Source organism: Candidatus Paceibacterota bacterium (genome assembly GCA_041661265.1).
Taxonomy (GTDB): Bacteria; Patescibacteriota; Minisyncoccia; order JAHIHE01; family JAGLIN01; genus JBAZUT01.
On record JBAZUT010000004.1, the window covers coordinates 25,919 to 52,469 of the forward strand.

Genomic DNA, 26,551 nt, shown 5'->3' on the forward strand with positions numbered 1-26,551 from the left:
AGACTAATCTTCTTCAATTGTATATTTCCGCAACTCCTTTTTGTCTTTGAAATATTCTGCATTTTCATTCAAAAAAGCGTCATAGTCCTCGATGCTTTTAAAATGATCCAGGGTATCATAACGGAGAATTTACCGTTTGACGATGATCTCATCTTTTGATATTATGTGTATATATCAAATATATCATAAATCAAATGAACAAAAAAAAGAGTAACAAGGGGACAACAACTGAAGAATTGGCGTTGATGATTGGCAAAGGATTTGAGCATATGGATAGCAGAATTGATAAGATAGACAATGAACTGGAGAAGGTGGAAATGAAGTTGGATAACCTGGAAAATATCAATATGCGGGATCATGAAGATATAAAAATGAGGCTGGATAATGTTGCATATCGTTTTGAATTGGTTGCTCTTGAGAAACGAGTTGAAAGACTGGAGAAAATAGATCTGATAAATACTTCAAAGTTACCCAAATAATCGGCAGTCCGGGATTATACTAAAAATAATCGCCGCACACACAAAACCCCCGTTAATTCGGGGGTTTTGTCGTTCCCAATGCCTACCCCTCAATCTCCTAAAACGAAGTTTTAGGAAAAGACCAAAGACAAACAAAAAAAACCGCTATAAAGGGTTTTGATCCTTCCTAAAACGAAGTTTTAGGAAGACTAATCTTCTTCAATTGTATATTTCCGCAACTCCTTTTTGTCTTTGAAATATTCTGCATTTTCATTCAAAAAAGCGTCATAGTCCTCGATGCTTTTAAAATGATCCAGTATTATATTCTTAGTGACCAAGTTGTCACTTCTTTTTCCAATATAATTTGGCAAGCTGGAATATTCCCAATTGTCATCGTCGCTGTATCCATGAATATAATTATTTTTGTTTACGTAAGCTGAAAGATATAACAGATATTCATTGGAATCTATGTGCGCGGATTTAAAAACACCTTGAAATAAGGATCCGCTCCTCTTGTGTTTGTCATTATAATATTTGGTATGGCTGATACCTATTTTATGAAGAAACTTTTCAATGCCTCTGTCCGAAACCTGCTTTAGAATGAAATGATAATGATTTGGATTAAGGCAATAAGCAACTATTTCGATAAGCGGAGCGCCATTCCTAAAACGAAGTTTTAGGAATGCATCGAGACTAGATGTAGGATTGCTTTTTATATAGTCGCGCCATTCGATCATTAGTCCATCATTTGTGTAATTCAACAACTTCATAGATAATAAAAATCTATCATAATCTTGCGTGTCTGAAAAAATGTCACGCTTATCTACACCTCGATTGAATACATGATAATGCTCGCCATTGGCGAATATTGTTTTTCTCATGGTTATATTATATCCTAAAACGAAGTTTTAGAAAACTTTTTCATGAAGGTAATGTAAATTGGCAGTGCGTGATCGTACTAAGTTGTCCGCCTTGGGCGGAAAGCGATCGCCGCACACACAAAACCCCCTCCGTTAATTTGGGGGCTTTGCTATTCCCGAGGGCAGATCTCGATATGTGCTATATAGTTGATTATGGGATGGGACGATTCTCCGAGTTTACACAGTGTAAACTCCACAATTTTATGTTTATGGTCTGGATTAAGGGATTGTCACGCTCTCTAAATAAAGAATTAGAAATTATCTATACTAAATACAAAATACTATATACTTTATACTATTAGGACTCAGATCGTATTTGTGATATAATAAAAACGTAAAGAATTTTATAACAAAGCTATGGGGGAAGCTATAAGCCAAATGGTGTTTATTGAGTACGTTTTTGCATTCACGAATTCAATGCTGGGGTTCGTAATGGTGGTCTATATCGCAAAAACGCTCAGGAAACACTCAAAAAATGAAAATAAGAAGCTTATCGCATATGTGAAGACGACGCTTTTTGCAATTATATTTCTGTCGGGATATTCACTGATCCACTTTATAAGAGAAGTGTTTGGGCTAAAAGAGAAATATGGACCGATTGTGGAATTGCCTGAATATATCGCCATATTTTTTGTCTATTTGTTGCTATTAGGACAGATTATATTCTATGACGCGCCCGATGATATGCTGAAATAGCAGATTATTTGTATTAGAAGAAACCGAGGTTCGCCTCGGTTTTGTGGTCTTTACGAATAGATACGTTGTGTTATGATAAGGCTATGTGATTAAGCTAAAATAATCAAATACATGACAAAAACAGCGCTTATTACGGGAATATTGGGCCAGGATGGAGGTTATCTCGCAAAACTATTATTGGAGAAGGATTACAAGGTTTATGGGCTGATCAGGCGATATACGAATCCGAATTTCGAAAATCTCGAATATCTTGGCATTGCAGATAAGATCGAATATGTTTCGGCTGATATGACCGATGAGGCGTCGCTTTTGAATGTTATAAAGAACATTGCTCCCGATGAGGTCTATAACCTTGCCGCACAGTCGTTTGTGGGCGCTTCGTGGGATCAGGCGAAACTTACAACAGAGGTGAATGCAATGGGAGTCCTTTTTATTTTGAACGCTATACGGTATTTTTCGCCCATGACCAGGTTCTATCAGGCATCCACAAGCGAAATGTTTGGAAATGCCAGTGAGAACGGAATTCAGACCGAAGAGACGCCATTTCATCCCAGAAGCCCCTATGCTATCTCAAAGCTTTATGCTCATTGGATGACGGTTAATTTCAAGGAAAGCTATGGGATGTTCTGTGCCAGCGGGATCCTTTTTAATCATGAGTCTCCGATCCGAGGGAAGGAATTTGTGACGAGGAAGATCACGGACGGAGTTGCGAGGATCAAACTGGGGCTGACTGATGAGATCAGGCTTGGCAATCTTGAAAGCAAGCGTGATTGGGGTTTTGCAGGGGACTATGTCGAGGCGATGTGGCTTATGCTCCAACAGGAAAAGCCGGACAACTATCTCATTTCAACCGGGGAAACCCATTCGATAAAGGACTTTTTGGATATCGCGTTCGAGCGCGTCGGGATCAATGATTGGAAGAAATATGTGAAGCTGGATCCGCGGTTCAAGCGTCCTGCGGAACTTTTTGAACTTAAGGGAAAATCGGATAAGGCTCGGAAGGTTCTTGGATGGTTCCCAAAGGTGAAATTTGAAGAGCTGGTGCAAATGATGGTCGATGCGGACCTGAAGAGGCTGGGAAATGGGAAAAGTATCTAGTATCTCGTATATAGTATTTGGTATGTAGTATAATGCAAATTGTTGGATTGCTAATAACATAAAAATATTCTAATTTCTAATTTTGAATTTCTAATCAACCTCAAATGACTAAATGGCTGAATGAAATGCATGATGTAAGTCATAAATGAGAGGACCTGTTATTGTATCAAGCTTAATACTTAATACTATATACAAAATACTATTTATTGCAGAATGCGTTTTTTCATGATAAAATTCATCAGTAAATTTACATAAAGGTTAATTATATTTTATGAATTCGAAAGATCTGATCAAGCGAAAAAAAGCATGCGTAGCGGTTATCGGTCTTGGGTATGTCGGGCTTCCAACGGCAGTTGAATTGGCAAGAGCCGGATTTAGGGTCTGCGGAATAGATGTGAACAAAGAGAAAGTCAAAAGTGTAAATAGCGGGAAAACATATATTACGGATATCACGAGCAAGGAATTGAAAGCTGTTATGAAAGCCGGTAATTTCAAAGCTTACAGTGATTTCTCGGCACTGAAAGACGCGGACGCGATTTTGATCTGTGTTCCAACGCCCTTGGACAAGAACAAGATCCCGGATGTTTCATATATAAGATCATCGTCTGAAGAGATCGCAAAGCATTTGAAAAAGGGCCAGCTTGTGATCCTGGAGAGCAGCACCTATCCCGGAACAACCCGAGAGGTTGTTCTTCCTATTTTGGAGAAAACGGGTCTCAAAGTCGGAAAGGATTTCTTTCTCGCATTTTGCCCCGAAAGGATCGATCCGGGAAATGAAAAATATAAGTCAAAAAATATCCCGCGCGTGGTCGGAGGGATCACAAAGGAGTGCACAAAGCTTGCAAAGGCGCTCTATGAGGGTTTCATAGATGCAAGTGTCATGCCGCTCAGTTCCGCGGAGGCTGCTGAAATGACCAAGATACTCGAAAACACTTTCAGGCTTATTAATATTTCAATGATAAACGAGCTGTCGCTTCTTTGCGGGAAAATGGGGATCGATATCTGGGAGGTTATCGAGGCTGCCAAGACGAAACCCTATGGATTCACGGCGTTCTATCCGTCCCCGAAGATCGGCGGGCATTGCATACCGCTTGATCCGTTCTATTTATCATGGAAAGCGAGAGAATATAACTTCTGGCTCCGTTTCATCGAACTTGCAGGAGAGATCAATGAACAGATGCCGCATTTCGTGGTAACAAAAGTGATCTCGGTTCTTAATAAGCAAAAAAAATCAGTTAATGGTTCGAAAATATTGATTTGGGGAGTGACATATAAAAAAGATATTGAAGACGCAAGAGAATCTGCCGCATATGATGTGATCATGGATCTGGTGAAAAAAGGCGCTGTTGTCGAATATTTTGATCCATACGCAAAGGAATTCAAGATTAAAAATGAGACATTGAAATCAGTAAGCTATAATGCGGAAAAATTAAAGAGTTACGATCTGGTGTTGATCCTTACGGATCATTCGGGATTCGACTATGACGAAATAGCAAAAAAATCCAAGATAGTTGTCGATACGCGAAATGCAATAAAAAAACGGACGCACGAAAATGTTTATTGGAAATATTGAAAAAAGGAAATAAATAATATTAATTATGTTTAGTTCAAAGGCGAAGTCTTTTGTCGTTCATATAAAAAATTTGCTGATACACAAAAAGCAGGGGCTGGCTGAGGCAACGATCCTGATAACAGTTATCAGTATATTAAGCAATGTTATAGGATATTTACGCGAAGTTCTGATCGCAAAAAATTTCGGTGCCAGCGGAGAGACAGACGCGTTTTTGGTCGCTATGATCATTCCTGCCATGCTGACCGGAGTTATTGCCAATGGGCTGAACACCTTGCTGGTTCCTTTCTATGTTGAAAAGAATGAAAAAGATCCGGGTGCGGCGAAGAGTTTTGTAAACCAGATGTTCTATCTTTCTGCCGGTTTGTTCCTGTTGATCTCTCTGGCTATTTTTGTTTTTGCCCCATTTTTTGTAAAGATAGTAGCTCCCGGATTTGAAGGAAACAATCTGGATCTGGCAGCAGAAATAACGCGTTATCTTGTGCCCATGGGTTTTGCGATGGTTTTTATCGGTTTTTTTACGGGCATCTATAGCGCTCAGAAAAACTTTTTATTTCCAGCAGCTGTTGCGGTTGTGGGCAATGGCGTAATAGTGTTGTCGATAATAATATTCACGCCGTATTTCGGGATTAACAGCTGGACAATAGGCCAGCTTGTTTATTCCATATCAAGCTTTTTTGTTCTTTTCGGAGTACTTTGGCACAAAGACAAATTATTCAGATCATTTTCATATAAGAGCATAGATTGGAATGAGATCCGAAGGTTCTCATGGCTGGTGTTGCCGCTGATGTTATCCAGCAGCATTATCATATTAAACCAGATCGCAGATAAGGTGGCAGGATCATTCCTCAAAGAAGGCTCGATCGCAATATTGAATTTTGCGCAGAGGGTATACGGAATACCATTAAATCTTTTGGCGATGCCGCTGATCACGGCTGTTTATCCTACGTTCTCTTCTTTAACCATAAACAATGACGAGAGCTATCTTGCAGTGCTGAAAAAAGCGCTGGTGCTTTCTTGGTATATGTTGATCCCAGTTTCCATGATCTTGATCGTAATGCCGGAACCGATAGTTAAGATCCTATTCGAGCGAGGAGCTTTCACTGCAGAAGAGACGAGGCTGACTGCGCTTTCCGTTTCGTACTATTCGATCGGACTGTTTGCCTATGCAACGAATTATTTTATGGTGTATCTGTTGTATTCCCTGAAAAATACCAAAGTGCCGTTAATCATCGGCTTTGTATGTGTTGCAGTGAATATAACTGGAAACCTGATCCTTTCCAGGATCATGGGCGTTGCTGGCATTGCATTGGCCACTGCCATTAGCTCGATTATAGGATTAGCCCTATATCGATTTTCTCCGCTTAGGAGATGTTTTAAAAAAGATTTCATCGGGATAATGGTCCGTGAATTGCTCAGAATAACACTGGCGTCGGCGCTTGTTGGCGCGCTGATCATGCCATTGAGATCGTTCTTGCTTCCGGATATCGATGCCGATATGCTTTTTTTCAGATTTGTCATTATAATATCTGTTTCGCTTGTATTTTATTTGGCATTGAGCCGGGTTTTGAAACTTGAAGGCTATGGAATATTGGCGGAATATGCCGCAAGGACGCTGAATCGCAGATAAAATGCGGCTTTTGTATAATAACTTTAGAAAGAATATATGAAAATAAAAGCTAGACACAAACACGACGCCATGAAGATCATTTGCGTGGTGGGTGCAAGGCCGAATTTCATTAAAATTGCGCCAATCATAGAGGAGATCAATAATAGCTCAAGGAACTCAGGTCGTCGACGTAATATTACCTGTAAAATAGTTCATACCGGACAGCATTATGATTATAAGATGTCCGGAGCTATTTTTAAGGAGCTGGAAATACCAAAGCCTGATTATAATCTGGGTATCGGATCGGGATCGCATGGTTTGCAGACGGGAAAGATAATGATCGAATTTGAGAAGGTATGCCTGAAAGAGGATCCGGATCTGGTCTTGGTGGTAGGTGATGTCAACTCAACGCTGGCCGCATCACTGGTGGCGGCCAAGATGAATATTAAAGTGGGTCATATCGAGGCGGGGCTCAGGAGCTTTGACCGGAATATGCCGGAGGAGATCAACAGGGTATTAACCGATCAGATCGCAGACTATTTGTTTGTTACGGAACCTTCTGCAATTAAAAATCTGCTGAATGAGGGCATTTCAAGGAAGAAAATATTTTATGTCGGGAACGTAATGATCGACACGCTGCTGAAGCATAAGTCTTCGATCAAGGATCAAAATTCTCAGATATTAAAAAAATTTGGCTTACGACCGAGAGAATATGCATTGCTAACTTTGCATCGGCCAAGCAATGTGGACGATGAGGAAAAAATTAAAAAACTTTTCAGCGTATTCGAAAGAATATCGCAAATAATACCCATTATCTTTCCCGCTCATCCCAGGACAATAGACCAGATCCGAAGAAGTGGTTTAAAGATAAAAACAAATAATCTGATAATTACAGAACCCCTCGGTTATCTTGATAATTTGAATTTGATAGCCAATAGCAAATTCGTAATGACGGACTCGGGAGGGATACAGGAGGAAACAACGGTTTTGGGGATTCCCTGTCTTACTCTCCGCACGAATACCGAACGGCCGGTTACCATAGATGTCGGGACGAACATTTTGGTAGGGCGGAATTCCGGTAAAATCACGAGAGAAGTTAAAAATATATTGGCGGGTAGGGCTAAAAAAAACAAAATCCCTAAATATTGGGATGGTAAAACCGCTAGAAGAATTATTGCAATTATCAATAAGCATTATTAAGACAATATTATTGTTGCTAATGAACCACTCTTTTAAAAAAAGAGTGATTCGTGGTATCTATGGATTGCGGCTGGTAAAATTGGGATTTCTGATAAGGCCCAGGAAAGCGGCCAGCACAAGATCATTCATGATGCCATAGCGGCTGAATGAATATATGATCGATACGACAAAAATAAGCAATACGATCTTGGAATAAAGCCTGTTCTCTTCATGTCCGGATCCGGAATATCTTTCATAGAGAAATATCAGCGCGAAAACCAAAAATGAAACAAAGCCGGCAAGTCCGATCAATCCGGTACGGAAAAACACGGACGCAGGTGTAAAATGTATCGAATGTACTTTGCCTTCTTCCAGCGATCCGCCGCTATCGTCAAATTGATAAACTGCCTCATAGCCCTCATCGTTGGTCATGTCTGCGATCGCACCATGTCCCATACCCCAAAAATAGCTCAAATCATCATTACTCATTGTGTTTAGGGCGCTTACTGTTTCAGTTACCCTGGCGTCTCTTTTGTCGGACCATTCGGGATTAAATAAGCTGTTGTAGTAATAAGTAAGGTCGTATCGTCCCATGATGGGCAGGATCTGTGCGAAATGCAGCGTAAGCAGTATGCTCAGCAAGAAAAGAATAATCCCCATAAATTTAAAGTAAGATCTTTTTAATCGCTTTCCCAATATGGGAGACAGTGCGACAACTGCGATCATTCCGAATGCGAGCGTTCTATAAAGCGTGAAGATGGTCGTGATCGCGCTGACGGTCAGCCTATAAAGCATCTTCTTTGAATTTTCCGACTCGTATCTGCAGAAAAAATATATGAAGGGCAGGAGATAGTAAAATAAACCGCTTGCGCCGAAAGTAGAAGTGCTGAAGTATTGGCTGAACTTGTAGATCGTTTCGGGGATCATTATGAATATAAAGATGAAATAGACAATAAAATCAATTATTTTGAAGATACCCTGTTTACTGACAAAGAAAGCGGATAGGAAGTATGTCAGGCCGAAGGAAAGATAGATATAGGCGTCGCCGATCGCATAAGACAATGAATTGCCGCGAATAAATCCGACAATAAATGCAAAACTTCCGATACCGAAGAAGAAAAAGATCACCAGAAGATCAAGAATATTAAATTCAAGCGGTCGTATAAGTTGTGATGCATTGTATCCTGCGTCGCTTGGCGTTTTTTGATTCTTATTCAGATGTAAAATTGCCGTCATGACGGCGAGTGCCAGGAGGATTCCTGCGATCATCGCATTTACTCTGGAAAAGAGCCATTGGATGCCCAGATCCGCATTTGTAATTGCTAAAACACTTCCCAAAATATGAGATGAAAAAGCCGATACGATCAGGATGAGAATTATTAATTTTTCTATTGTTCTCATGCTTTTATTTGTGATTTAATGACTTCGATCATTCTTTCTGCCGCGTGTCCGTCAATTTTCCCAATTGATTCATTTATGAAAATATCGCGTTTATGCATATAATCTTTTTGGAAGGGATCATCGAAGAATGCTTTATTGAAGGCGTCTAATAGTTCCTTTTTCGTGTTTACTTTCATGGTTGCATCGGTTCTCATATAATCAAGTTCCGCTACCCAGCTCAGCGCATAAGAATCGAGAAGTACGATAGGCAGTACGCCAAGAGTCAGAGCGTCGAGTATTGTCGTTGAACACCGGCTTAGAAGCGTTTCGGAGATCAGCATCAGGTCTATGACATCAATTTTCTGGATAATTTGCGCATTTATTCGGTCTTTTTTTATGGTATCCTGCCAGGCGACATAGTCTTCAAGGGGATCGCGCGGATGTAATTTGACTATAACGTAAATATCGGGATTAGATCCGGCGAAGTCGATTGCCAGACTTATCAATTCGTCATTCAATGGTTTCGATGTGAAATCCGTCGCTTGGGTGGTTACCAGAAGGATCCTTGCGCTATCGGGTATGCCGAGCTTCGATCTGGTTTTTGCACGGATCTGTTGCTTTGCCTCTTGTGAATATTTTCCATAGTTATCATATTTGGGTGCGCCCGTTGCTGATATCTTTTCCGGATCAGCTCCATTTTTGATCAGTCCATTTCTCATATCTTCTCCATATACAAGGAATCTGTTGGCATAGATCGGCGATGGCAGAGCATGAGTTTCCATGGCGGTGGTCTGGATCGATACAGTGGGAATCGAATACCGGTTCGAAAGCATGCTTGTAACTGCCACCCAGTGATCTATCATTCCCATACTGATAATGGCCTTTGGCTTGGTTTTGGCGATGAACTTATCCAGTTCTTTGATAAAGATCATGGTTTCAGGCCACACACCGCTCAATCCTCCGAATACTTCCTTGATGACGTAACCTTTATCAAGAAGATCGCCGCACAATTTCTCCTTGTCGGATCGGCCGGGATTGAATTCTCCAAGGTCAATTTTTTTCAGGATCAATTTGAATTTCAACTGGCGGATAAAACTATCTGCAAAACATTTGATACAATCCCAAAAAGAAGTCAGAGAGTATAGCGATATGAATTCTTCCCCGTAATTTCTCAGGGTCTTCCACGATTGCGGCTGAAGAAGCATATCGCCCTGCAAGATCACAGTTCTGATTGATGGATCTTTTGCCATTTCAGTGATCAGCGGTTTTACGGCGTAATATTCCGGATCGGCTCGTACTATAACGGCCACAATATTTTTATTGTCAGATTTTATCACTGTTTTTCTGTAGATCGGCAACCTCGCCAGAAGATGCCTTCCCAGGATCTTTGAAAATTTTACCAAAGAAAACAGGAAGTTTCTGGCCATCATTTTAAACGGTGAAAACAAAAAAATCGGCCGGGGAATAACGGTAAACTTTATGTTGAGCCTGCTGCAGACGTCTTTTGCCAGAGGCGCGTATAGGAATTCGTTGTCGAACAGGAGGGTAACGTCCGGTCTTTCCGGGGTGAAAAAGGCGGAAGAGCTTGGGCCATAAATAAGAATTTCCAGCGGCTTTTCTTGGGAGATCAAATGCGACAGTCTTTGCGTGAACAACAGCATGTCCCAATAATAACTTTCATACATGTCGTTTGCTGTGGCTGCAAGCATGTTAACGCCGCAAAAAGTTATATATTTTTTGACCTCATCATTACTGCACGCTTTGGACAAATAGTGTCTTATTATGTTCACCGGAATAGGGGACAGCTCCTGGCGGATCGACTGCTCAATGCCGAAATTCCGGTATGGTCCGGCCATGATCCCCATATCTTTGAAAAAATCAATGTCATTTTGGCCGATCTTTACTTTTTCACTCATTGGGATGATCTCGATGGTCCCATAGTTTTTCAGGAACTTTTTATCGATATTTTTTGCCCAATCTATCTGTCGCGGGCTGACCAATATAATTTTCAGGTTCATATCTCAGTAATATATAAATAGAAAAAATCAGCTCAGATGCTTTATGGTCTTTGCTGGTATTCCGACGGCCAAAGAGTTGTCGGGTATATCGTCGATCACTACGGCACCCATTCCGATAACGCATCCCGCGCCTATTTTTTGGCATTCTTTGACTTTTGCGCCCATGCCGACAAAGCTCAGTTTGCCGACTTCAACCTCGCCTGCAAGCATTGCTCCCGGCGCGATATGGACATTATCTTTTATGACATTATCATGTTCAATGATGGCGCCCGTGTTGATTATGACATTATTTCCAATTATTGCATCGGGATTGATGAGCGCTCCGGCCAGGACTGCAGTGCCTTTTCCGATCTTTGCGCTTGGTGCAATGATCGCCCTGGGGTGGATGGCGGTATATAATTTGAAGCCTAAATGTTCCACTCGCGCTGCCAGCTCCATCCGGATCTTATTGTCGCCTATAGCGATAATGCAGAGATCAATGCCTTGTTTTTTAAATTCGGGAAGCATACCCGGCAGTCCAAGGACTTTATGGCCGCAGATCGTTTTCCCGGTCAAACTGATATTTTGGTCGACAAAACCAACCAGTTCCACTCCTGTGTCATTAAGCACCGCATTCGCGATAACTTTGCCATGGCCTCCGGCCCCGTATATTATTAATTTGTGCATATATATTCATTTACGATTGAACGATATTTATCCAGCAAGGATGCGCTTGCGATCACATGCAATTGTTATTTTATCATAGAAATTCCGCTTTGATAATCCATTTGCCCTATGGTCCGTTTGAAGACCAAAAAATATTATAGAGATGATTTTTGTAAAAAATCCTTGTCCATTTCTATTCTGCTAAGAACATCTGCGATCTTTATGCCGGCTTTTCCGTTTCCATAAGGATTCCTGCACCTTTTTATTTTCTGTAGAAAAGTTTTATCAAATAGAGCTTTTCGAATCGAAGCTGTGATCTGCTTTTTATTATGTAAGACATCCGTCACATTCTGATACCTTTCTCTTCCATTCTGCCTTGAGCCGATGTTGATTGCCGGGAGACGGAATGACGCAGATTCAATTATTCCGCTACTTGAGTTACCGATCAGCGCGCTCGCGACCTTCATCAAGCCTATGTAATCTTGACGCGGAATATTCCTGAAGATCCGAATATTCTGGTATTTTCTATATTTTTCGATGACCTTTATCATGGGCCTGCTGCCCGCATCGGCATTAGGGTATATGACAATGCTTTGTTGGCCCAGTTCCTTTATGCTCTCCATGGTTTCGCTCATCTGTCTTGCGGACATTTCAATTTCATTCGTGACAGGGTGCTGAATGACAACGAGAACGGGTTTGGACAGATCCAGATTGTACTTTCGGGAAATGTCGATCGGCGATGTATAGCTGCCGCTGAAAATGTCATCAAGCCCGGGAGCGCCCGTAATGAATATCCTGTTTTTTCTTTCGCCCATCCCCGTTATTCGTTCGGCTGATCTTTTGGTTGCCGGAAAATGGATATGGGAAAGCTTGGTTATTGCATGGCGTACAGTATCGTCTGCAGTTGAACTTATGTCACCGCCGTGTATATGCGCTACCGGTATGGCCAGGTATGCGCCCGCTATCGCCGCTCCGAGCATTTCAGCCCTGTCCCCCAATAGTAGAATGATATCCGGCTTGGAAGACGCTATTGTTTTTGATATTTTCAACATAAATGTTCCGATAAAATCCGTCATTGATCCCTTATTATTATTGTCGTAGGTTGCTTTGATCTCCCGGACCTTGAATCCGTCATTTCTGATCTCACTGACGGTTCTTCCGAATTCGTCCATGAGATGCATTCCGGTTGCCGCTATTTCAAGTGTCAGTTTCGGGTGGTCTTTTATGTTGCGCAGGGTCTGCTTCATAAGTCCGAAATCCGCCCGAGAGCCTGATATATAAAGAATTTTTCTTTTTTTTGTTCTGGATTTCATCGGATTTGATTCCATTTAATTAAATTATCGGCGATAATGTTTCTTCTGGCTATTTTTCCTATAACTTCATGAATTTTTCCGGGCCTGATGCCCGTGCCGGGTCTTTTTATGATAAGCATTTTCGCGGTGATCATTTTTCCTTTGGGGATGTTTACTTTTGCGATAACGCTTTTTCTCGCAGCTGCGCTTATTACCTTCTCCGATCTTGTCGGCGTCTTGATACCGTTTCCAAGGATCATTTCGGTTTCCCTTATCGCGATAACCATCCTTGCGAGTTCCTCCGTCTCAATTGAAGCTTTATGGTCGGGACCGCGCATGCCTTTGTCCAATGTAAAATGTTTCTCGATTATTTTCGCGCCCATTGCTGCAGCCAAAACTGAAGTGTTTATTCCCTCCGTGTGATCGGAGTAGCCGACTATCAGGCCGGTCTCTTCCTGTATCGAGAGCATTGCCCTGAGATTCACTTCATTAAGCGGGCAGGGATAATTGGTGGTACAATGCAAAACTGCGATCTTATCATTACCCGCTTGCTTGATCGAATCTATGGCTTCCCTGATCTCCTTCATCGTTCCCATTCCGGTCGACAGGATCATCGGCTTGAGGGTCTTTGCTATTTTTTGGAGGAATGGAATATTTGTGAGGTCTCCGGAGGCGATCTTATGTGCGCCTACGATCGTGTCCAGGAAATCTATTTCGTTTTCCGAGTGAGCCGTAGATAAAAAAATAGTTCTTCTTTTTCTACAGTGATCTTTGAGATCCATGAAATTCTCATGGCTTAATTCCAAGCGTTTAAGCATTTCAAATTGGCTGTTCTCTTGGGTGCCAAGGTTTTTTTTCTGATATCGAGCCATCCTTGTATTTCGGGTAACCAGGTCTTCGGTCCTGAAGGTTTGAAATTTTATAGCGTCGGCACCCGCCTTTTTTGCTTCATCTATGAGTTTTTTGGCAATTTTTACGTTTCCATTATGATTTACTCCCGCCTCGGCAATAATGAAGCAAGGGTAGTCCATACCGATAAATTTGTTTTCTAATCTGATCTTTTTGGTCATTTGTTTGTGGTCCATATATAATGATATTTTAGGTTAGATAGTGCACTTTTGTCAATTATTGCAGATCTTGTATGTATGCAATACAAGGGATGTGTTATTGGACCATGATCATAAAGCAGCGGGAAAAGATCCCGCTGCCAGTCTGGCAAATTCCAGTCTTTATAGTTGCATGTTATCTACAGGGTTCTTTGAGTCTCCATGTGCCGCCTTTTTTTTCGACGATATCCTTGTTGGCGAACTTGTCAACGATTTCCCAGAAATCTTTTTCACTGCATCCTACTCCTTCAAGAAAATCAGCAAGCATTTTCTTATCCAGCTTATAATCTTCATCATTCACCAATTTTACGGCCTCTTCTCTTGTCAGTCTTCCTTCTCTTATCCAAAGGCTCGCCACTTCGGTAACTCTTTGATGGCCGAATTTCGGGAATTTGAACCATGTATGAGTGAGATATCCGATCGTATCTATCTGATCATACTGGTCAATATATCCCTCGCGCTTCCATTCGCCCGTATCGTCCAGGGTTTTAAAGCCGCGAGTTCTGGAAAACTCCATATTCTTATATCCGCTCCATGGGGTGAAATAGCTGAGGAAGATCGGTTCCAATTCCGCTTTTTTAATGTCGTCTGCGGACGGATAGATGCACGGATTGAAATCTTTCATAGAGAGGGTCGGATCTTTCTTCAACCAAAAGCTCCAGTCTATGGGTTTGACAACATCGTTGTTGATCTGGCCGAGGGCGCTGTAATTTTCTTTATCTCCTAATGCTCCGCCGTATTCATAGTTGGTATTTTCTCCATACATCAAGAGAGGTATGCCCAGCTTTACTGCGATCTGGATGGGATAAGCATAGATCGCTCTGTCAAAATACCACGTCGGTGAACCCAATTCCTCAAGCGCCATTTTAAACATTTTTTTGCATACTTGCGGATTCAGTGTTATCTGGTGGGCATCGACGCCGAATTCTTTCAGCATATTCTGCCAGTTGTGTTTTCCGGTTTCCGTCCAAGTGGTGTTATTTACGGAAACTAACAGCGGATTGAGCCCCAGTTTTTCCTTTAAGATATGAGTTTGGAAGTAGCTGTCCTTCCCTGCGCTAACTGTGTTTATGCAGTCATAGTAATCGCCGTTGCAACCGCGATATTTATCCGCCAATCTTTCAAGTTCTTGCCACCGTTTTTTCCAATCGACGTTAACGCGGTTCTCGTAATGCTTGCACGGAAAACAGACTCCGTCAGTATCGAACTTTATGCCCGGTCTTGTGTCGGGCATGACGCACTTTTTGCAGTATTGTATTTTTTTTGCCATATGTTTGTTAAAAAATTCCATGATATTTGCGTCAATGCAAAATATCTTTCGAGGTATTTCGAGCTCTGACTTCAGTGTCAGGGGGAATTATCGAAAATTATAAATTAAAGATTAATATACCTCCTAAGACTATTATAGTCTGAGTGACGCAACAAATCAATACCGTGGCCGGGATCCCGAATCCGTGTTTATGGACAATATCATACAAATGGCTGCGGTCTCCCATAAAGATGGGTTTTTTGTTGATCGCTCTTCTTGTGATGGCAAAGGCGGTATCGATGATCGGCAAGCCGATGATAAGCAACGGACCGAAAAATCTGCCCGGGTGGATGAGGGGATCGGAACTTAGAAGTACGGCAAGCATGGCAAGTGAAAAACCAAGAAAATGACTGCCATTGTCACCCATGAAAATGGTTGCGGGATGCCAATTATATATCAGAAAACCCAGTATTGATCCCATGAGAACGATGGAAAGCAGCGTGACAACAGAGTTTTGCGCTGTTGTGGATATGACCACGAACCCAATAAGTGAAATGATCGAGATCCCTCCGGCTAAGCCGTCCATGCCGTCTTCCATATTCATCGCGTTCATGGCGCCGACGATATAGAAAGATGCAATGATAGCGCCCAGGATCGGATTGACCGAAAAATTAAATGGAACTCCGACCTTTATCAATATCAAGATAACAGCAAGGGTCGATAGCATCTGCCACAGCAATTTCAAAAGCGGCCTGGACTCTCCTTTCTTCCATTTCCAATCGTCCATAATTCCCAGGATTATTATGATAGCCCCGGCAAGCAAGATTCCCGATCCGTAGGACAGTGCTATTCCATTCAAGATGATGCTAATGGCGATCGTGAAGCTGAATGAAACAAACATACCAACACCTCCCAAATATGAAATCGGTTTGGGATGGATCTTGAGCCTGTCCTGCCCGGGCTCGTCATACAAGCGGTATCTGAGACTGATCCTTTTGAGAAGCGGCATCAGGAAAACGGAAATCGCAAGGGGTAGCAGGATGAAATAGAGCATTTTGTCAGTTTAATTATTAGCGTGATTTATGGTATAGATATAGATTCTCGAGGGCTTCTTTTCGTGAATATGGATCAAGGAATGGAATTTAAAGCCCATTTTTTCATAAAATCCTATTGCCCTAGGCAAGTTTTCTCCGACAACTACCTTGAATTCATTAATGTTACGGTTTCTCATTTCAAGTATAAAGGCTTTGAAGATATTTTGTACCAAACCCTGTCCCTGAGACTTCTTCTCGACGGCAACAGCGAAAAGCTCCGATTCGGGCAGCTGTGATTTATTTTCCTTTTTGGGGTATATAAGTGTCTCAATAATTTTCTTAAAAATAGAAAAGCTGATCATTTTTGGTGCGAGAATAATCAGACACTGGAAAAAGTACTTTTTTAAGAAGTGTTTATAAAATCTTTTTACATCAGTGCACGCGCCAATGAAACCTATAATACGATCTGAGTCGTCGGCGACGATCACGAATGCATAAGGAGAGCTTGTCATGGCCTCATAGAGTTTCGCAAGAAATTTGTCTCCAAGATCACTGAGAAATCCCTGGTTGATCTCTATCCTGTGAAGATGCGCTATTTGCGAAGCATCACTCTTATTTGCCAATCGAATGATCATGACTATATTATTTAATTTTTGTTATATTATCTAAATATTTATCAGCCAGTTTTTTTCGATCGAAATGTTCCTTCACGAATCTGTATCCATTATTGCCCAAAATTTCCATTTTGTCGCGATGCATGAACAGATCCAAAATCGCATTCTTGAATTCTTCCGCATCCCGGGGCTGTACATATATTCCTGCGTTTGCTTCGTCGGCGACCATTTTTTTGACAGCGCCGCCTATCGGCAGAATTATGGGTTTTGCCAGAGACATATAATCAAAGACCTTGTTCGGATATGTGGTGGTGAAGACCGGATCGAGAGTTGCAGTGCAGACGTCGGCGGCGTTTATATAATCTCCGATCTGTTTTTTGGGTACGGGATCGAGAAATTGGATATTTGCAAGCACGTTATTTTTCGCAAAAAGCTCAAGTTTAGCTTTTTCCATTCCATCTCCGACCAGAGCAAAAATGATAGCTCTGTTGTCTTTCAGTTCCTTCGCAACATCGATTATCTGCCAGAGGTCATTGGCGACTCCATGCGCGCCGACATAAAGCACAACAAATTTATTCTTCCAGCCGAATCTTTCTCTAACCCAGTTATCTTTTGGTCCCCGAGAGAAGATGTCAAGGTCCGCGCCATTGGCAATATAGATGATCTTGTCGGGGGAGATACGCTTATCGTTTATAAGGTATTCTCTAAATGCCGGTGTCAGGACATTGATCAGTTCCGCCTTTTTGTAGATGAAGTTTTCGAGCCATAAGGCGAAAGCGATGATCGTTCTGTTCTTCAAAATCCCAAGATCGATCGCGAATTTCGGCCAAAGATCGCGTATTTCGAAGATCAGCGGTATTCGCCGTATTCTCGAGATCAAAAATCCGGGAATGGCAACAAAAAGAGGCGGGGAAGTGGCTATGACAACATCCGGTTTGCTGTCCAGGCGAAAAAGTGCAGCCCAAGTCGACGAGATCGCAAAGGAGAAATAAGCCCAGAAGCGGCCAATAAAATTTTTGTTATAGGAGTTTGAAACATAGCATCTTAATACGGAAATATTTCCGTCGACTCTTTCTTTTGATATCCATTTATTTCTGTATTTTTTGTCTTTTTGCCCGGTTGCGTAATCTACCGTACCGGCGATTATCGTGACTTCATGTCCGCTCTCGCTCCAATATTTCGCAAATTGATTGAATCGCGAGCCCCCCGCGCCCTCTTTCTCCAAAAAATATTGATGAATGATCAGAATTTTCATAGATTCTATAATTTAAAAATCTTTGCCCAGCGTTCAAGTATAAAAAATCGGAAAAATACATCAGAACTGTAGATGCTTTTGCCTCCAAGAAAGCTTTCCCAGCTGTTATTCAGTCTGTCGATCAAAACGTACTTCGGCAAGAAACTTGAATGTAAAAACGTTTTTTCAACTTCCTCCCTCAAGGACGATTTCAGCCACACTTCTTCGGGAGTGGTGAAGCCCATCTTGTCTTTTCTCAGGCGGATCTTTTCGGGCAGGATCCCTTTCATCGCGTTTCGCATGACATATTTTGTCCAGCCATTTCTCATCTTTTCATCCATCGGCATGGCGGATACCGCTTCAACCAAGCGATAATCTAAAAAGGGTAGGCGGGCCTCGGTGGAGTGGGCCATTGAATTTCTGTCTGCATATCTCAGCAGAACGGGCAAGCTCCATTTCGTTGCGTCTTCTTTGAACCTCCGTCCCAAGCCGCCGTTCATTCCTATCTGCAAATTTCTGTCGGCGTGTTTTTTTTGGAAAGCGGGCTCGAACAAATTTTCTATTTTCATTATCTTCCTGCCGATGGAAAAATATCTGAGTCCGGATCTGAGGTTGAGGGTTTTGATGACCGAAGAAGAGGAAAACAAGAGAAAGGATTCCTTCAGGAATTTCAGATATTTCTTTCTGCCAAGCAGCAGATTCAGATAAAAGAAATAGAACTTTCTGTAACCTCCCAAAATCTCATCTGCGCCCTGGCCATCGAGAAGCACGATGACATTTTCCTTCCTTGCTCTTTCATATACTTTGAATTGCGCATACATGCTTATACCCCTCACCGGTTCTTCCTGATGCAGTAGGAATTTTTCAAAGTCAATAAGAAATTCTTTGGGGTCGGGAAAGACGAAGTGGCTTTCCGCTCCGGTTTTTTTCAGCACTTCATTGATGAATATTCTTTCATCAAAGCGGAGATCGTTTGAACAGGAAGAAAAAGTTTTCTGTTTTTCTTTGATCTGTTTTACACCGGAGATCTTCAGCAAGTCATTGATTACGCAGACGATCGAAGAAGAATCCAGGCCTCCCGAAAGACAAGATCCCGCTGGGACATCGCTTCTCAGTCGTATTTTTATGGCGTCCCTGAAAATCTCAAGGAAATTATTTGCATAAGATCTTTTGCTTTTCTCTTTGTCTTCTGTTTTTTCGCTCGTCTCAAAATCCCAATATCTTCTGAAAATGAGCCGGTTATTTTCCGTTATGACGGCATAATGAGCTGGCGGAACCTTGTTTATTCCGAGAAAGAATGTTCCATCTGTGTGGTCAAGCATTCCGAATTTCAGGAAATCATAGATAAGCTCATCATTGGCTTGCCGCTTCATGCCGAGTGCCAGCAAGGCTTTTATTTCCGAGGCGAAGGAGATAGAATCGGCATTCTGAAAATAATAGAGAGGCTTGATCCCCAATCTATCCCGGCAGAGGATAACTTTTTTCTGTGTTTCGTCCCAGATCGCAAGAGCCCACATTCCGTTGAATTTTTCAAAGCATTTCTCTCCCCATTTCTTGTATGCGCAGATTATCACTTCCGTATCGGAGTCGGATCTGAAACTGAAGCCATCCCTTTGCAGTTCCCGGCGAAGCTCGATGTAATTATATATCTCGCCGTTAAAAACGATCCAGATCTTTCCTGATTCGTCGCTCATGGGCTGATGTCCAAGAGGGGAAATGTCGATAATCGAAAGCCGCCTGTGTCCGAGTCCGACATGGTCTTTGATATAAGAGCCTTCGTCATCCGGGCCGCGATGCGCCAGAGCATCGGTCATTTTTTTGATCATACCTCGATCCACGGATCCTTTATTGAATTTATAGATTCCTGCGATTCCGCACATTTGGTTTATTTTTGAATTATGGAAACATTGAATATCGATTTGAAGGGCATTTCGGTTTCAACGCTGTATTTTAATGTTGTGCATGGCACTTTCAGGCCATAGGAGGGCGAATGCCAGCCTGCCGGAGCGGCTTCATCTCCGGTCTTTATCTCGATCTCGATGAGTTCCGGGTCTTGGGGCTGAATTTCTATCCGGCCACGATCCGTTTTCAAAGTGAGTTTTTTGGTCTTGGGATCAGTTTCAAATCCGGAGTCCGCAAGATGGAAATAGAATCCGATCTTATGCCGGCCAGAGCCTCTAAACTTATCCGTAATGACGATGCGATCTTGACGGTATCGGATCGAGCGATTATGGATCACAGGATCATTCAAACGCTCATAGCCGTAATGTTCTCCTTCAATATAATATTCATTATCGGATTTAGCAAATTTGATCAATTTTCCCGGGTTGGGCGAGAGCCATTTGAATTTTCTGCGGTTTATCATCTGATCCAAACCATCGATCATTACGGTGTTGTGCGCTCCGGTTCCCTTGAAATAATCCCGCCATTTTTTTCCGCCATTATATAAATACGTTCCATTATCCATAAATATTTTTTTCTGGCCCATATCAAGAACGAAACTTAACATGTCAGCGTGAGAATAGCTGTTGGTCGCGCCGCACCGGAAAAAAAGCCTGCTGTTTCCGCCGTTGAGGATAAAATATCCCCCTTCGTCAAAGCGGTCCGTTCTTTCAACGGAGCAGCTATCTCCTTTTTGTTTTTTCTCCAGATATTCATCTCCAAAAATCCAAAAAGCGTCCTCGCTGAGCGCTTGATCTTGTGCAGGTTTTCCATAGCATGCCATGGCGGAACTTTCGATGAGCGGACTGAAATCACCAAACTCAGCATTCGAGAGATCGTATAATTTGCTTCCGTCATTCTCTCCAAAGTCCGGAACGGCGCCGTTCTTATCGGCCAGGGAAGCAAGGAATACAAGCATTTTTCCAAACTTTTCCTTCACTTTGGCAGGAAGTTCTATTTTGTTCAGATCGGCTAATTCGAAAAATAAGACATAAAATTCCATTACGAAGCGCTGATAAAAAGGGGAGTGCATGAAATAAACTCCATCGGCATAGGCCTGTTTATCTATTTCTTCATTCAGGATCTTGAGGCCGATCTTCTGCCATCGTCCTGATCGCTTGAATTCCGGGAAAACAGTGCCGGCCAGAAAGAGGGCGAAAGCTTCGCCCATGAAGTGGTCATTGGGAATGCAGTATCGCGAAAAATTCAAATTACTTTCGATATGATCTGCCGCCGAATGAATATTTTTCACAAGAGATCTCAGAATGTCCTCACTGAATCCGGGGGAGTTGAGGAAAAAATAATATGACCAGATCCATGACACAAGCCTGATGGAGACTTCAAGCGAACTGGTCCAGTTCACTCCGATCCCAGGCGGATTATTTTTGATCCAATCGGAAAACTGCAAGATGAACTCCTTGGCATATTTTTCGTCGTTAGTGATCCAATATGCTCTGCCCAAAGCATAAAAATGCCGGTGCCTGTTCAGATGCCATGTATATTTTATATCACCCAAACCATCTTCGGAGATGTTTATGCCCGACCAATGTTTTTTGGGCCAATCCCTGGCGGTTTTCGGCGCCAAGTGCCAATTGATCGGATCGCCCCAATTGAAATCTTTCAGGTCAAAAGAACTTATCTTGTGCATGCATATGTTGTCAGCAAGACGAATAAGGTCTTCCTTTTCGCCGGAGAAATTATCAAGCCATAATTTCCGGAGAATGTCTTTCCGGTTCGGATCAATGAAGAAATTCGAGTTGTTTCTTCCGCGGAAATAGTGCAGAAGACTTTCCGTTTGGATGTTGAGGGTATCCTTCAGTCTGACATTTAATGTATTTCTTATCTTGAATTTAATATAAAACAGACCTGAGATCTTCGCCATCTGATAATAAAAGCGATAGATCAAAGATTTTTTCGGGGTTTCCCGGATCTCCCTGCAGATATTTTGAATTGTTTCCAGTTTATTCATATTATCGATGCGACGGAGCTAAGACTGATTAATGACAGCAACAACAAAAATCTTAATCTGTTTTATATCATTAAGTCAAGAATACTTTCAGCATACGCTATTTCGGGGATTATTTCAAATGGCATCCCTACCATAATTTTTCTCGGTATGTGATAAATATCGGAGGCCATCTACTTGAATAATTAGCCGGGAAGGTTTAGAATATAATTACGATATTAAGACATTATTATGAAAATACTCATTACGGGCTGCGGTTCGATAGGCATGAGACACCTGAAAAATTTCAAAAGGATCAAGGGTTGCGAAGTTTCGGTATTTCGCACCTCTTGCGATAATGTTCTGGAATTTGAAAAGGAGCATGGAGTGAAGGTTTTTTCGGATTTTGCAAAGGCTCTGGATGAAAAACCGGACGGCGTCGTGATCTCAAATCCGACCAGTCTTCATATAAAATATGCGACCGAAGCCGCGAAAAGAGGATGCGGTCTTTTGATCGAAAAGCCGATCTCTCATGATCTCAAGGGCGTCGCAAATCTTATAAAGATCATCGAGAAAAAAAAGCTTGCGGTACTCGTGGGCTGCAATCTCAGATTCCACAGGCATCTTATCAAGATAAAAGAAATTCTGGGAAAAAAGACGCTGGGCAAGATCTATTTTGCGAGGCTTTCGGTGGGGAGTTTTTTGCCTCAATGGCGCCCCGGACGGAACTATTCGAGATCTTATAGCGGGAAAAGGGACTTGGGCGGCGGAGTGGTGCTTGATCTTATTCACGAGATCGATTATGCGCTGTGGCTTTTTGGGGATCCGGTGGGAATAAATGCGAATGTCTGCAAGCTGAGCGATCTTGAGATCGAAACAGAAGACTATGCCGAAATATTCTTGAAATTCAAAACGGGGATTTCGGTCCAGATCCATATGGACTATCTGAACAGATTCCTGGCCCGCGAATGCGAGATCGTCGGGGAACTCGGGAATATAAAGTGGAATTACGCGACAGATACTCTGGAGATCTCAAAGATCGGCAGTAAAATACCCCAAAAGCATATTCTCAAGAACTATGACAGGAATGAAATGTATATGTCGGAAATAAGACATTTTCTGAGCTGTATCGGCTTCAAAGCAAAACCTGCGGTGACCATTTATGACGGCAAGAGGGCGCTTGAAGTAGCTCTTGCGGCCAAGAAGATCGGAAAAAATAATCTGAAAAAAATATAACGATATGACAACAGCAATTTTTATCACAGTCAGGATGAAGTCCACGCGGCTCCCCAGGAAGGCCTTGTTGGAGATTGAAGGAAAAACGGTGATCGAGCATTTGATCGATCGGTTGAAATTATCAAAACTGGCGGATCTCATCGTTCTATGCACCTCGACCAACCCGAATGATGAAGTTCTGGCGGATGTTGCCGAGAAATGCGGTATCAAATCTTTCAGAGGAAGCGAAGACGATGTTCTCGACAGATATCTCAATGCGGCGGAACAATATAATGTTGATCATATTGTAAGTCTGACGGGAGATTGCCCTTTCACGGATCCCGAATACATCGATAAGACCATTGAGCTTTACCGGAAAACCAACGCGGATTTCATTATGTGCAAGGAATTGCCGCATGGAGCGTATTCTTATGGTATTAAAGTCGAGGCGCTCAGAAAAGTTTGTGCGATCAAAGATGAAAGCGATACTGAGATCTGGGGAGATTATTTTACAAAAACCGGGATCTTCAATGTTCAATATCTGAAAGTAGATGATCCGGATCTGAAACATCCGGAGATCAGGATGACCTTGGATTATCCGGAAGATTTTGAATTTTTTAAAGAAGTCTTCAAAAGGCTTTATGAGAAAGGCAGGGTGTTTCCTCTCAAGGAGATAATGAATTTGCTCATGGTTAACAAGGAAATAATCAAGATCAATGAACATTGCGAGGAACTTTATAATGAACGGGTGAAAAAATCCGCCCAAATGAAGATTAAAAAGAACGTAAATTTATCTGTTTAAGAATAAGACATATGATCGATTATAAAAAAATGTTTGATCTTGGCGGCAAGGTGGCTGTTGTGACCGGAGGGGCCGGTCTTTTGGGGAGCGAATTTTGCAAAGGGCTTGCCGCATACAATGCGAATGTCGTGATCTCGGACATTTCAAAAGAAAATATCGGGAAGCTGGCAAATACAATGAACAAAGACTATCCGGATAAAGCGATGCCGCTGGAAACGGATATCACGGATGAAGGATCGGTGAGAGAGGGTATACAAAAGATCGTTGATAAATTCGGAAAGATCGATATCCTGGTGAATTGCGCTTATCCCAGGAACAAGGATTACGGAAAGAAATTTGAAGAGGTAAAGCTGGAGTCCTGGAGCGAGAACATTGATATGAATTTAAGCGGAGTGTTCTTGATGACGCAGCTGGCCGTTGAACACATGAAGAAGCGGAAATCCGGGAGCGTCGTCAATATCGGGTCGATCTATGGAATGGTCGGGCCGGATTTTGGCATTTATGACGGCACGGAATGGACCAATCCCGTGGAATATTCAGTGGTAAAAGGAGGGGTGATAAATCTGACGAGGTATCTGGCAACATATCTTGCCAGTTATGGCATAAGGGTAAATTGCATCAGTCCGGGAGGCATTTATAATAACGATTCAAAGATATTCCTTGAAAGATATGCAAAAAAAACACCTCTTGGCAGGAAGGCGATGGCTGATGAGATGGTTGGCGGGCTTGTTTATCTTGCATCAGACGCATCAACATATGTAACGGGCCACAATCTTGTCATTGATGGGGGATTGACTATCTGGTAGAAACAGCATAATGCTCAATTAATATATTATTATGGTAAGAAAAAATAAAAGCAATTCAAAGCTGGAAAATGTTCTTGATGCCAAGAGCAGAGATTATTATGTAATAGGCGAAACCGCCTATAATCATGAGGGCGATTTTCAGTATCTCTGCAGGATGACTGACGAGATAGCCGAACTGAAACTTGATGCGGTAAAATTTCACCTTCTTCTCAATGCGGAAAGCTATCTCCAGAAAAAACATCCATTGGCGGAAAAGATCAAAAAATGGATGTTCACCGCCGAAGAATGGCTGGAAATTATCGATCTTGCAGCTAAAAAGGGGCTTGAAGTGATCGCTCTTTGCGATGATGTGGAAAGCATTGACCTCATTTTGAAGAAAAGGGTAAAAGTTGCAGGGATAGAATTGCATATGTCGTCTTTGAACGACTATTTCATGATGAAAAAGCTCATCGGATACAATGGCATAATAATATTGGGAATCGGCGGATCGACGATGGACGAGATCAAGTATGCCGTTGATTTTTTCCGCAAGAACGGCAGGAAGAAGCTTCTTTTGATGTATGGATTTCAGAACTATCCTACAAACTATGAAGAAATAAATATCAGGAAAATAGCCACAGTTGAAAAGAAATATAAAGTTCCGGTAGGTTATGCCGATCATACGGCTTTCAACAATGAGAACAATGAACTGATCTCAACTGCGCCCTATATGGCGGGAGTTAGGATCTTTGAGAAGCATTATACTCCGGAATTTGGAAAGGAAAGAATAGATTTCCAATCGGCGATCGGCAAAGATCAGTTCAGGAAAATCAGCGGATATCTCGACCTGTTCAAAAAAATATCCGGAGACGGAAGCCTGAAAATGTCCGAGGCCGAATTGAAATATGGGAAAATAGGTCCGATGAAAAAAGCTATTGTGGCGCGGAGGAATATCCCCGGTGGAAAAAAAATAAAACTGGAAGATCTGTGGTATAAGAGAACGGAAGAAGAGGTTAAGCTGAAACAGAATCAAATCTTTAAACTAATCGGTTCAACGGCAGCGAAGGATATTGCTGAAGATGAAACAGTAACGTTGGATAAGATCAGAAAACTCTCGAAGGGAAGATAGGCCTTTGTCTAATGCGTTCTGATGTGGTAAAATTATTTCGTTGACAGGGGGCGGGTATGTCTTATAATGCCAAAGAACTTATTGGTGTGGATTTTCGGGGGAATTTTATCGTAAATATAGTACATGTATATAGGAGATATTGGTAAAATCAAAGCAGACGCGAGATATATTCCCGAAGCCATCAAGAAGGCGGTTGACTATTTGAAAAGAGCGGATCTTTCAAAGATGGAAAAGGGAAAGCATCTTATTGATGGCGAGAAAATGTTCGTTATTCTGGATGAATATCGCACTAAGCCAAAAAGCGGTAAAAAGGCGGAAATGCACAGAAAATATATAGATGTGCAATTCATTGTTTCAGGCAAAGAAGCCATGGGTTTCGGTTTTGAAGACCAAAAAAGCCGGCCAACAGACGAATACAGCGCGGAAAAAGATGTTGCGTTATATGATACCGTGAATAACGAAATGAATCTTTTGATTCATAAGGGAATGTATGTCGTTTTTTTCCCGGGCGAGATCCATCGGCCCGGATGCGATCTGGCGGGAGAGAATGCGGTCAGGAAGGTGATTGTAAAAGTTTCAGTCGATTTGCTCCAAGATAAATAGTTGTTATATAAATATTATTTTATTTTATG

Annotated in this window: 23 protein-coding genes; 11 read left to right on the forward strand and 12 right to left on the reverse strand. The window is 42.0% G+C overall.

Going from position 1 to position 26,551, the window contains the following annotated elements; all coding sequences use genetic code 11:
• The first annotated feature begins 194 nt into the window (after positions 1-194).
• Entirely contained in the window at positions 195-479 is a 285-nt protein-coding gene (locus tag WC788_03890; protein MFA6096740.1) for a hypothetical protein, read from the forward strand.
• Between the two features lie 188 nt (positions 480-667).
• Here the strand turns inward: WC788_03890 and WC788_03895 are convergent, their stop codons facing one another.
• Positions 668-1,339, reverse strand: coding sequence for a transposase (locus tag WC788_03895; protein MFA6096741.1), 672 nt, complete (start codon positions 1,337-1,339; stop codon positions 668-670).
• Positions 1,340-1,735: 396 nt separating this feature from the next.
• On the opposite strand from WC788_03895, the gene WC788_03900 reads away from it, so the two are divergent.
• From WC788_03900 to wecB, 5 genes are all read left to right on the forward strand, one after another.
• A complete protein-coding gene (locus tag WC788_03900; GenBank protein ID MFA6096742.1) occupies positions 1,736-2,074 on the forward strand; it encodes a hypothetical protein in 339 nt (112 codons plus the stop codon).
• 111 nt (positions 2,075-2,185) lie between these two features.
• The gene (locus WC788_03905) at positions 2,186-3,172 is read left to right on the forward strand and encodes a GDP-mannose 4,6-dehydratase (GenBank protein ID MFA6096743.1); all 987 of its coding nucleotides are present in this window, start codon (positions 2,186-2,188) and stop codon (positions 3,170-3,172) included.
• A gap of 271 nt (positions 3,173-3,443) precedes the next feature.
• Entirely contained in the window at positions 3,444-4,745 is a 1,302-nt protein-coding gene (locus WC788_03910) for a nucleotide sugar dehydrogenase (GenBank protein ID MFA6096744.1), read from the forward strand.
• 70 nt (positions 4,746-4,815) lie between these two features.
• Positions 4,816-6,372: a murein biosynthesis integral membrane protein MurJ gene (gene murJ / locus WC788_03915; protein MFA6096745.1), complete on the forward strand. Its 1,557-nt coding sequence runs from the start codon at positions 4,816-4,818 to the stop codon at positions 6,370-6,372.
• Positions 6,373-6,408: 36 nt separating this feature from the next.
• Complete coding sequence (gene wecB, locus WC788_03920; protein ID MFA6096746.1) at positions 6,409-7,551, forward strand: UDP-N-acetylglucosamine 2-epimerase (non-hydrolyzing); 1,143 nt, start codon at positions 6,409-6,411, stop codon at positions 7,549-7,551.
• A gap of 57 nt (positions 7,552-7,608) precedes the next feature.
• On the opposite strand, the gene WC788_03925 is transcribed toward wecB, so the two are convergent.
• The 11 genes from WC788_03925 to WC788_03975 form a co-directional block, all read right to left on the reverse strand.
• The gene (locus tag WC788_03925; protein MFA6096747.1) at positions 7,609-8,931 is read right to left on the reverse strand and encodes a hypothetical protein; all 1,323 of its coding nucleotides are present in this window, start codon (positions 8,929-8,931) and stop codon (positions 7,609-7,611) included.
• A complete protein-coding gene (locus WC788_03930) occupies positions 8,928-10,928 on the reverse strand; it encodes a hypothetical protein (protein MFA6096748.1) in 2,001 nt (666 codons plus the stop codon). Before WC788_03930 ends, WC788_03925 begins: the two co-directional genes overlap by 4 nt.
• A 27-nt stretch (positions 10,929-10,955) precedes the next feature.
• Positions 10,956-11,594 carry an acetyltransferase gene (locus tag WC788_03935; protein MFA6096749.1) on the reverse strand — a complete coding sequence of 213 codons (639 nt, stop codon included), beginning with the start codon at positions 11,592-11,594 and terminating at the stop codon, positions 10,956-10,958.
• Positions 11,595-11,728: 134 nt separating this feature from the next.
• Entirely contained in the window at positions 11,729-12,901 is a 1,173-nt protein-coding gene (neuC, locus tag WC788_03940; protein MFA6096750.1) for a UDP-N-acetylglucosamine 2-epimerase, read from the reverse strand.
• The gene (neuB, locus tag WC788_03945; protein MFA6096751.1) at positions 12,883-13,950 is read right to left on the reverse strand and encodes an N-acetylneuraminate synthase; all 1,068 of its coding nucleotides are present in this window, start codon (positions 13,948-13,950) and stop codon (positions 12,883-12,885) included. Before neuB ends, neuC begins: the two co-directional genes overlap by 19 nt.
• A gap of 157 nt (positions 13,951-14,107) precedes the next feature.
• Entirely contained in the window at positions 14,108-15,241 is a 1,134-nt protein-coding gene (locus tag WC788_03950; GenBank protein ID MFA6096752.1) for an N-acetyl sugar amidotransferase, read from the reverse strand.
• 97 nt (positions 15,242-15,338) lie between these two features.
• The gene (locus WC788_03955) at positions 15,339-16,274 is read right to left on the reverse strand and encodes an MraY family glycosyltransferase (protein MFA6096753.1); all 936 of its coding nucleotides are present in this window, start codon (positions 16,272-16,274) and stop codon (positions 15,339-15,341) included.
• A 9-nt stretch (positions 16,275-16,283) separates the two neighbouring features.
• Positions 16,284-16,889 (reverse strand): GNAT family N-acetyltransferase, encoded by a 606-nt coding sequence (locus tag WC788_03960; protein MFA6096754.1) that lies wholly within the window; start codon positions 16,887-16,889, stop codon positions 16,284-16,286.
• Between the two features lie 7 nt (positions 16,890-16,896).
• A complete protein-coding gene (locus tag WC788_03965; protein ID MFA6096755.1) occupies positions 16,897-18,123 on the reverse strand; it encodes a glycosyltransferase family 4 protein in 1,227 nt (408 codons plus the stop codon).
• Between the two features lie 5 nt (positions 18,124-18,128).
• Entirely contained in the window at positions 18,129-19,982 is a 1,854-nt protein-coding gene (gene asnB / locus WC788_03970; GenBank protein MFA6096756.1) for an asparagine synthase (glutamine-hydrolyzing), read from the reverse strand.
• Between the two features lie 5 nt (positions 19,983-19,987).
• Positions 19,988-22,012, reverse strand: coding sequence for an alginate lyase family protein (locus WC788_03975; protein MFA6096757.1), 2,025 nt, complete (start codon positions 22,010-22,012; stop codon positions 19,988-19,990).
• Between the two features lie 228 nt (positions 22,013-22,240).
• On the opposite strand from WC788_03975, the gene WC788_03980 reads away from it, so the two are divergent.
• From WC788_03980 to WC788_04000, 5 genes are all read left to right on the forward strand, one after another.
• On the forward strand, positions 22,241-23,224 hold the full coding sequence (locus WC788_03980) for a Gfo/Idh/MocA family oxidoreductase (protein MFA6096758.1): 984 nt from the start codon (positions 22,241-22,243) through the stop codon (positions 23,222-23,224).
• 4 nt (positions 23,225-23,228) lie between these two features.
• A complete protein-coding gene (locus WC788_03985) occupies positions 23,229-24,005 on the forward strand; it encodes a glycosyltransferase family protein (protein MFA6096759.1) in 777 nt (258 codons plus the stop codon).
• Positions 24,006-24,016: 11 nt separating this feature from the next.
• Positions 24,017-24,811, forward strand: coding sequence for an oxidoreductase (locus WC788_03990; GenBank protein ID MFA6096760.1), 795 nt, complete (start codon positions 24,017-24,019; stop codon positions 24,809-24,811).
• 31 nt (positions 24,812-24,842) lie between these two features.
• Positions 24,843-25,919, forward strand: a complete 1,077-nt coding sequence (locus tag WC788_03995) for an N-acetylneuraminate synthase family protein (GenBank protein MFA6096761.1) — start codon at positions 24,843-24,845, stop codon at positions 25,917-25,919.
• A gap of 123 nt (positions 25,920-26,042) precedes the next feature.
• Positions 26,043-26,522: a YhcH/YjgK/YiaL family protein gene (locus tag WC788_04000; GenBank protein ID MFA6096762.1), complete on the forward strand. Its 480-nt coding sequence runs from the start codon at positions 26,043-26,045 to the stop codon at positions 26,520-26,522.
• Positions 26,523-26,551: the final 29 nt, after the last annotated feature.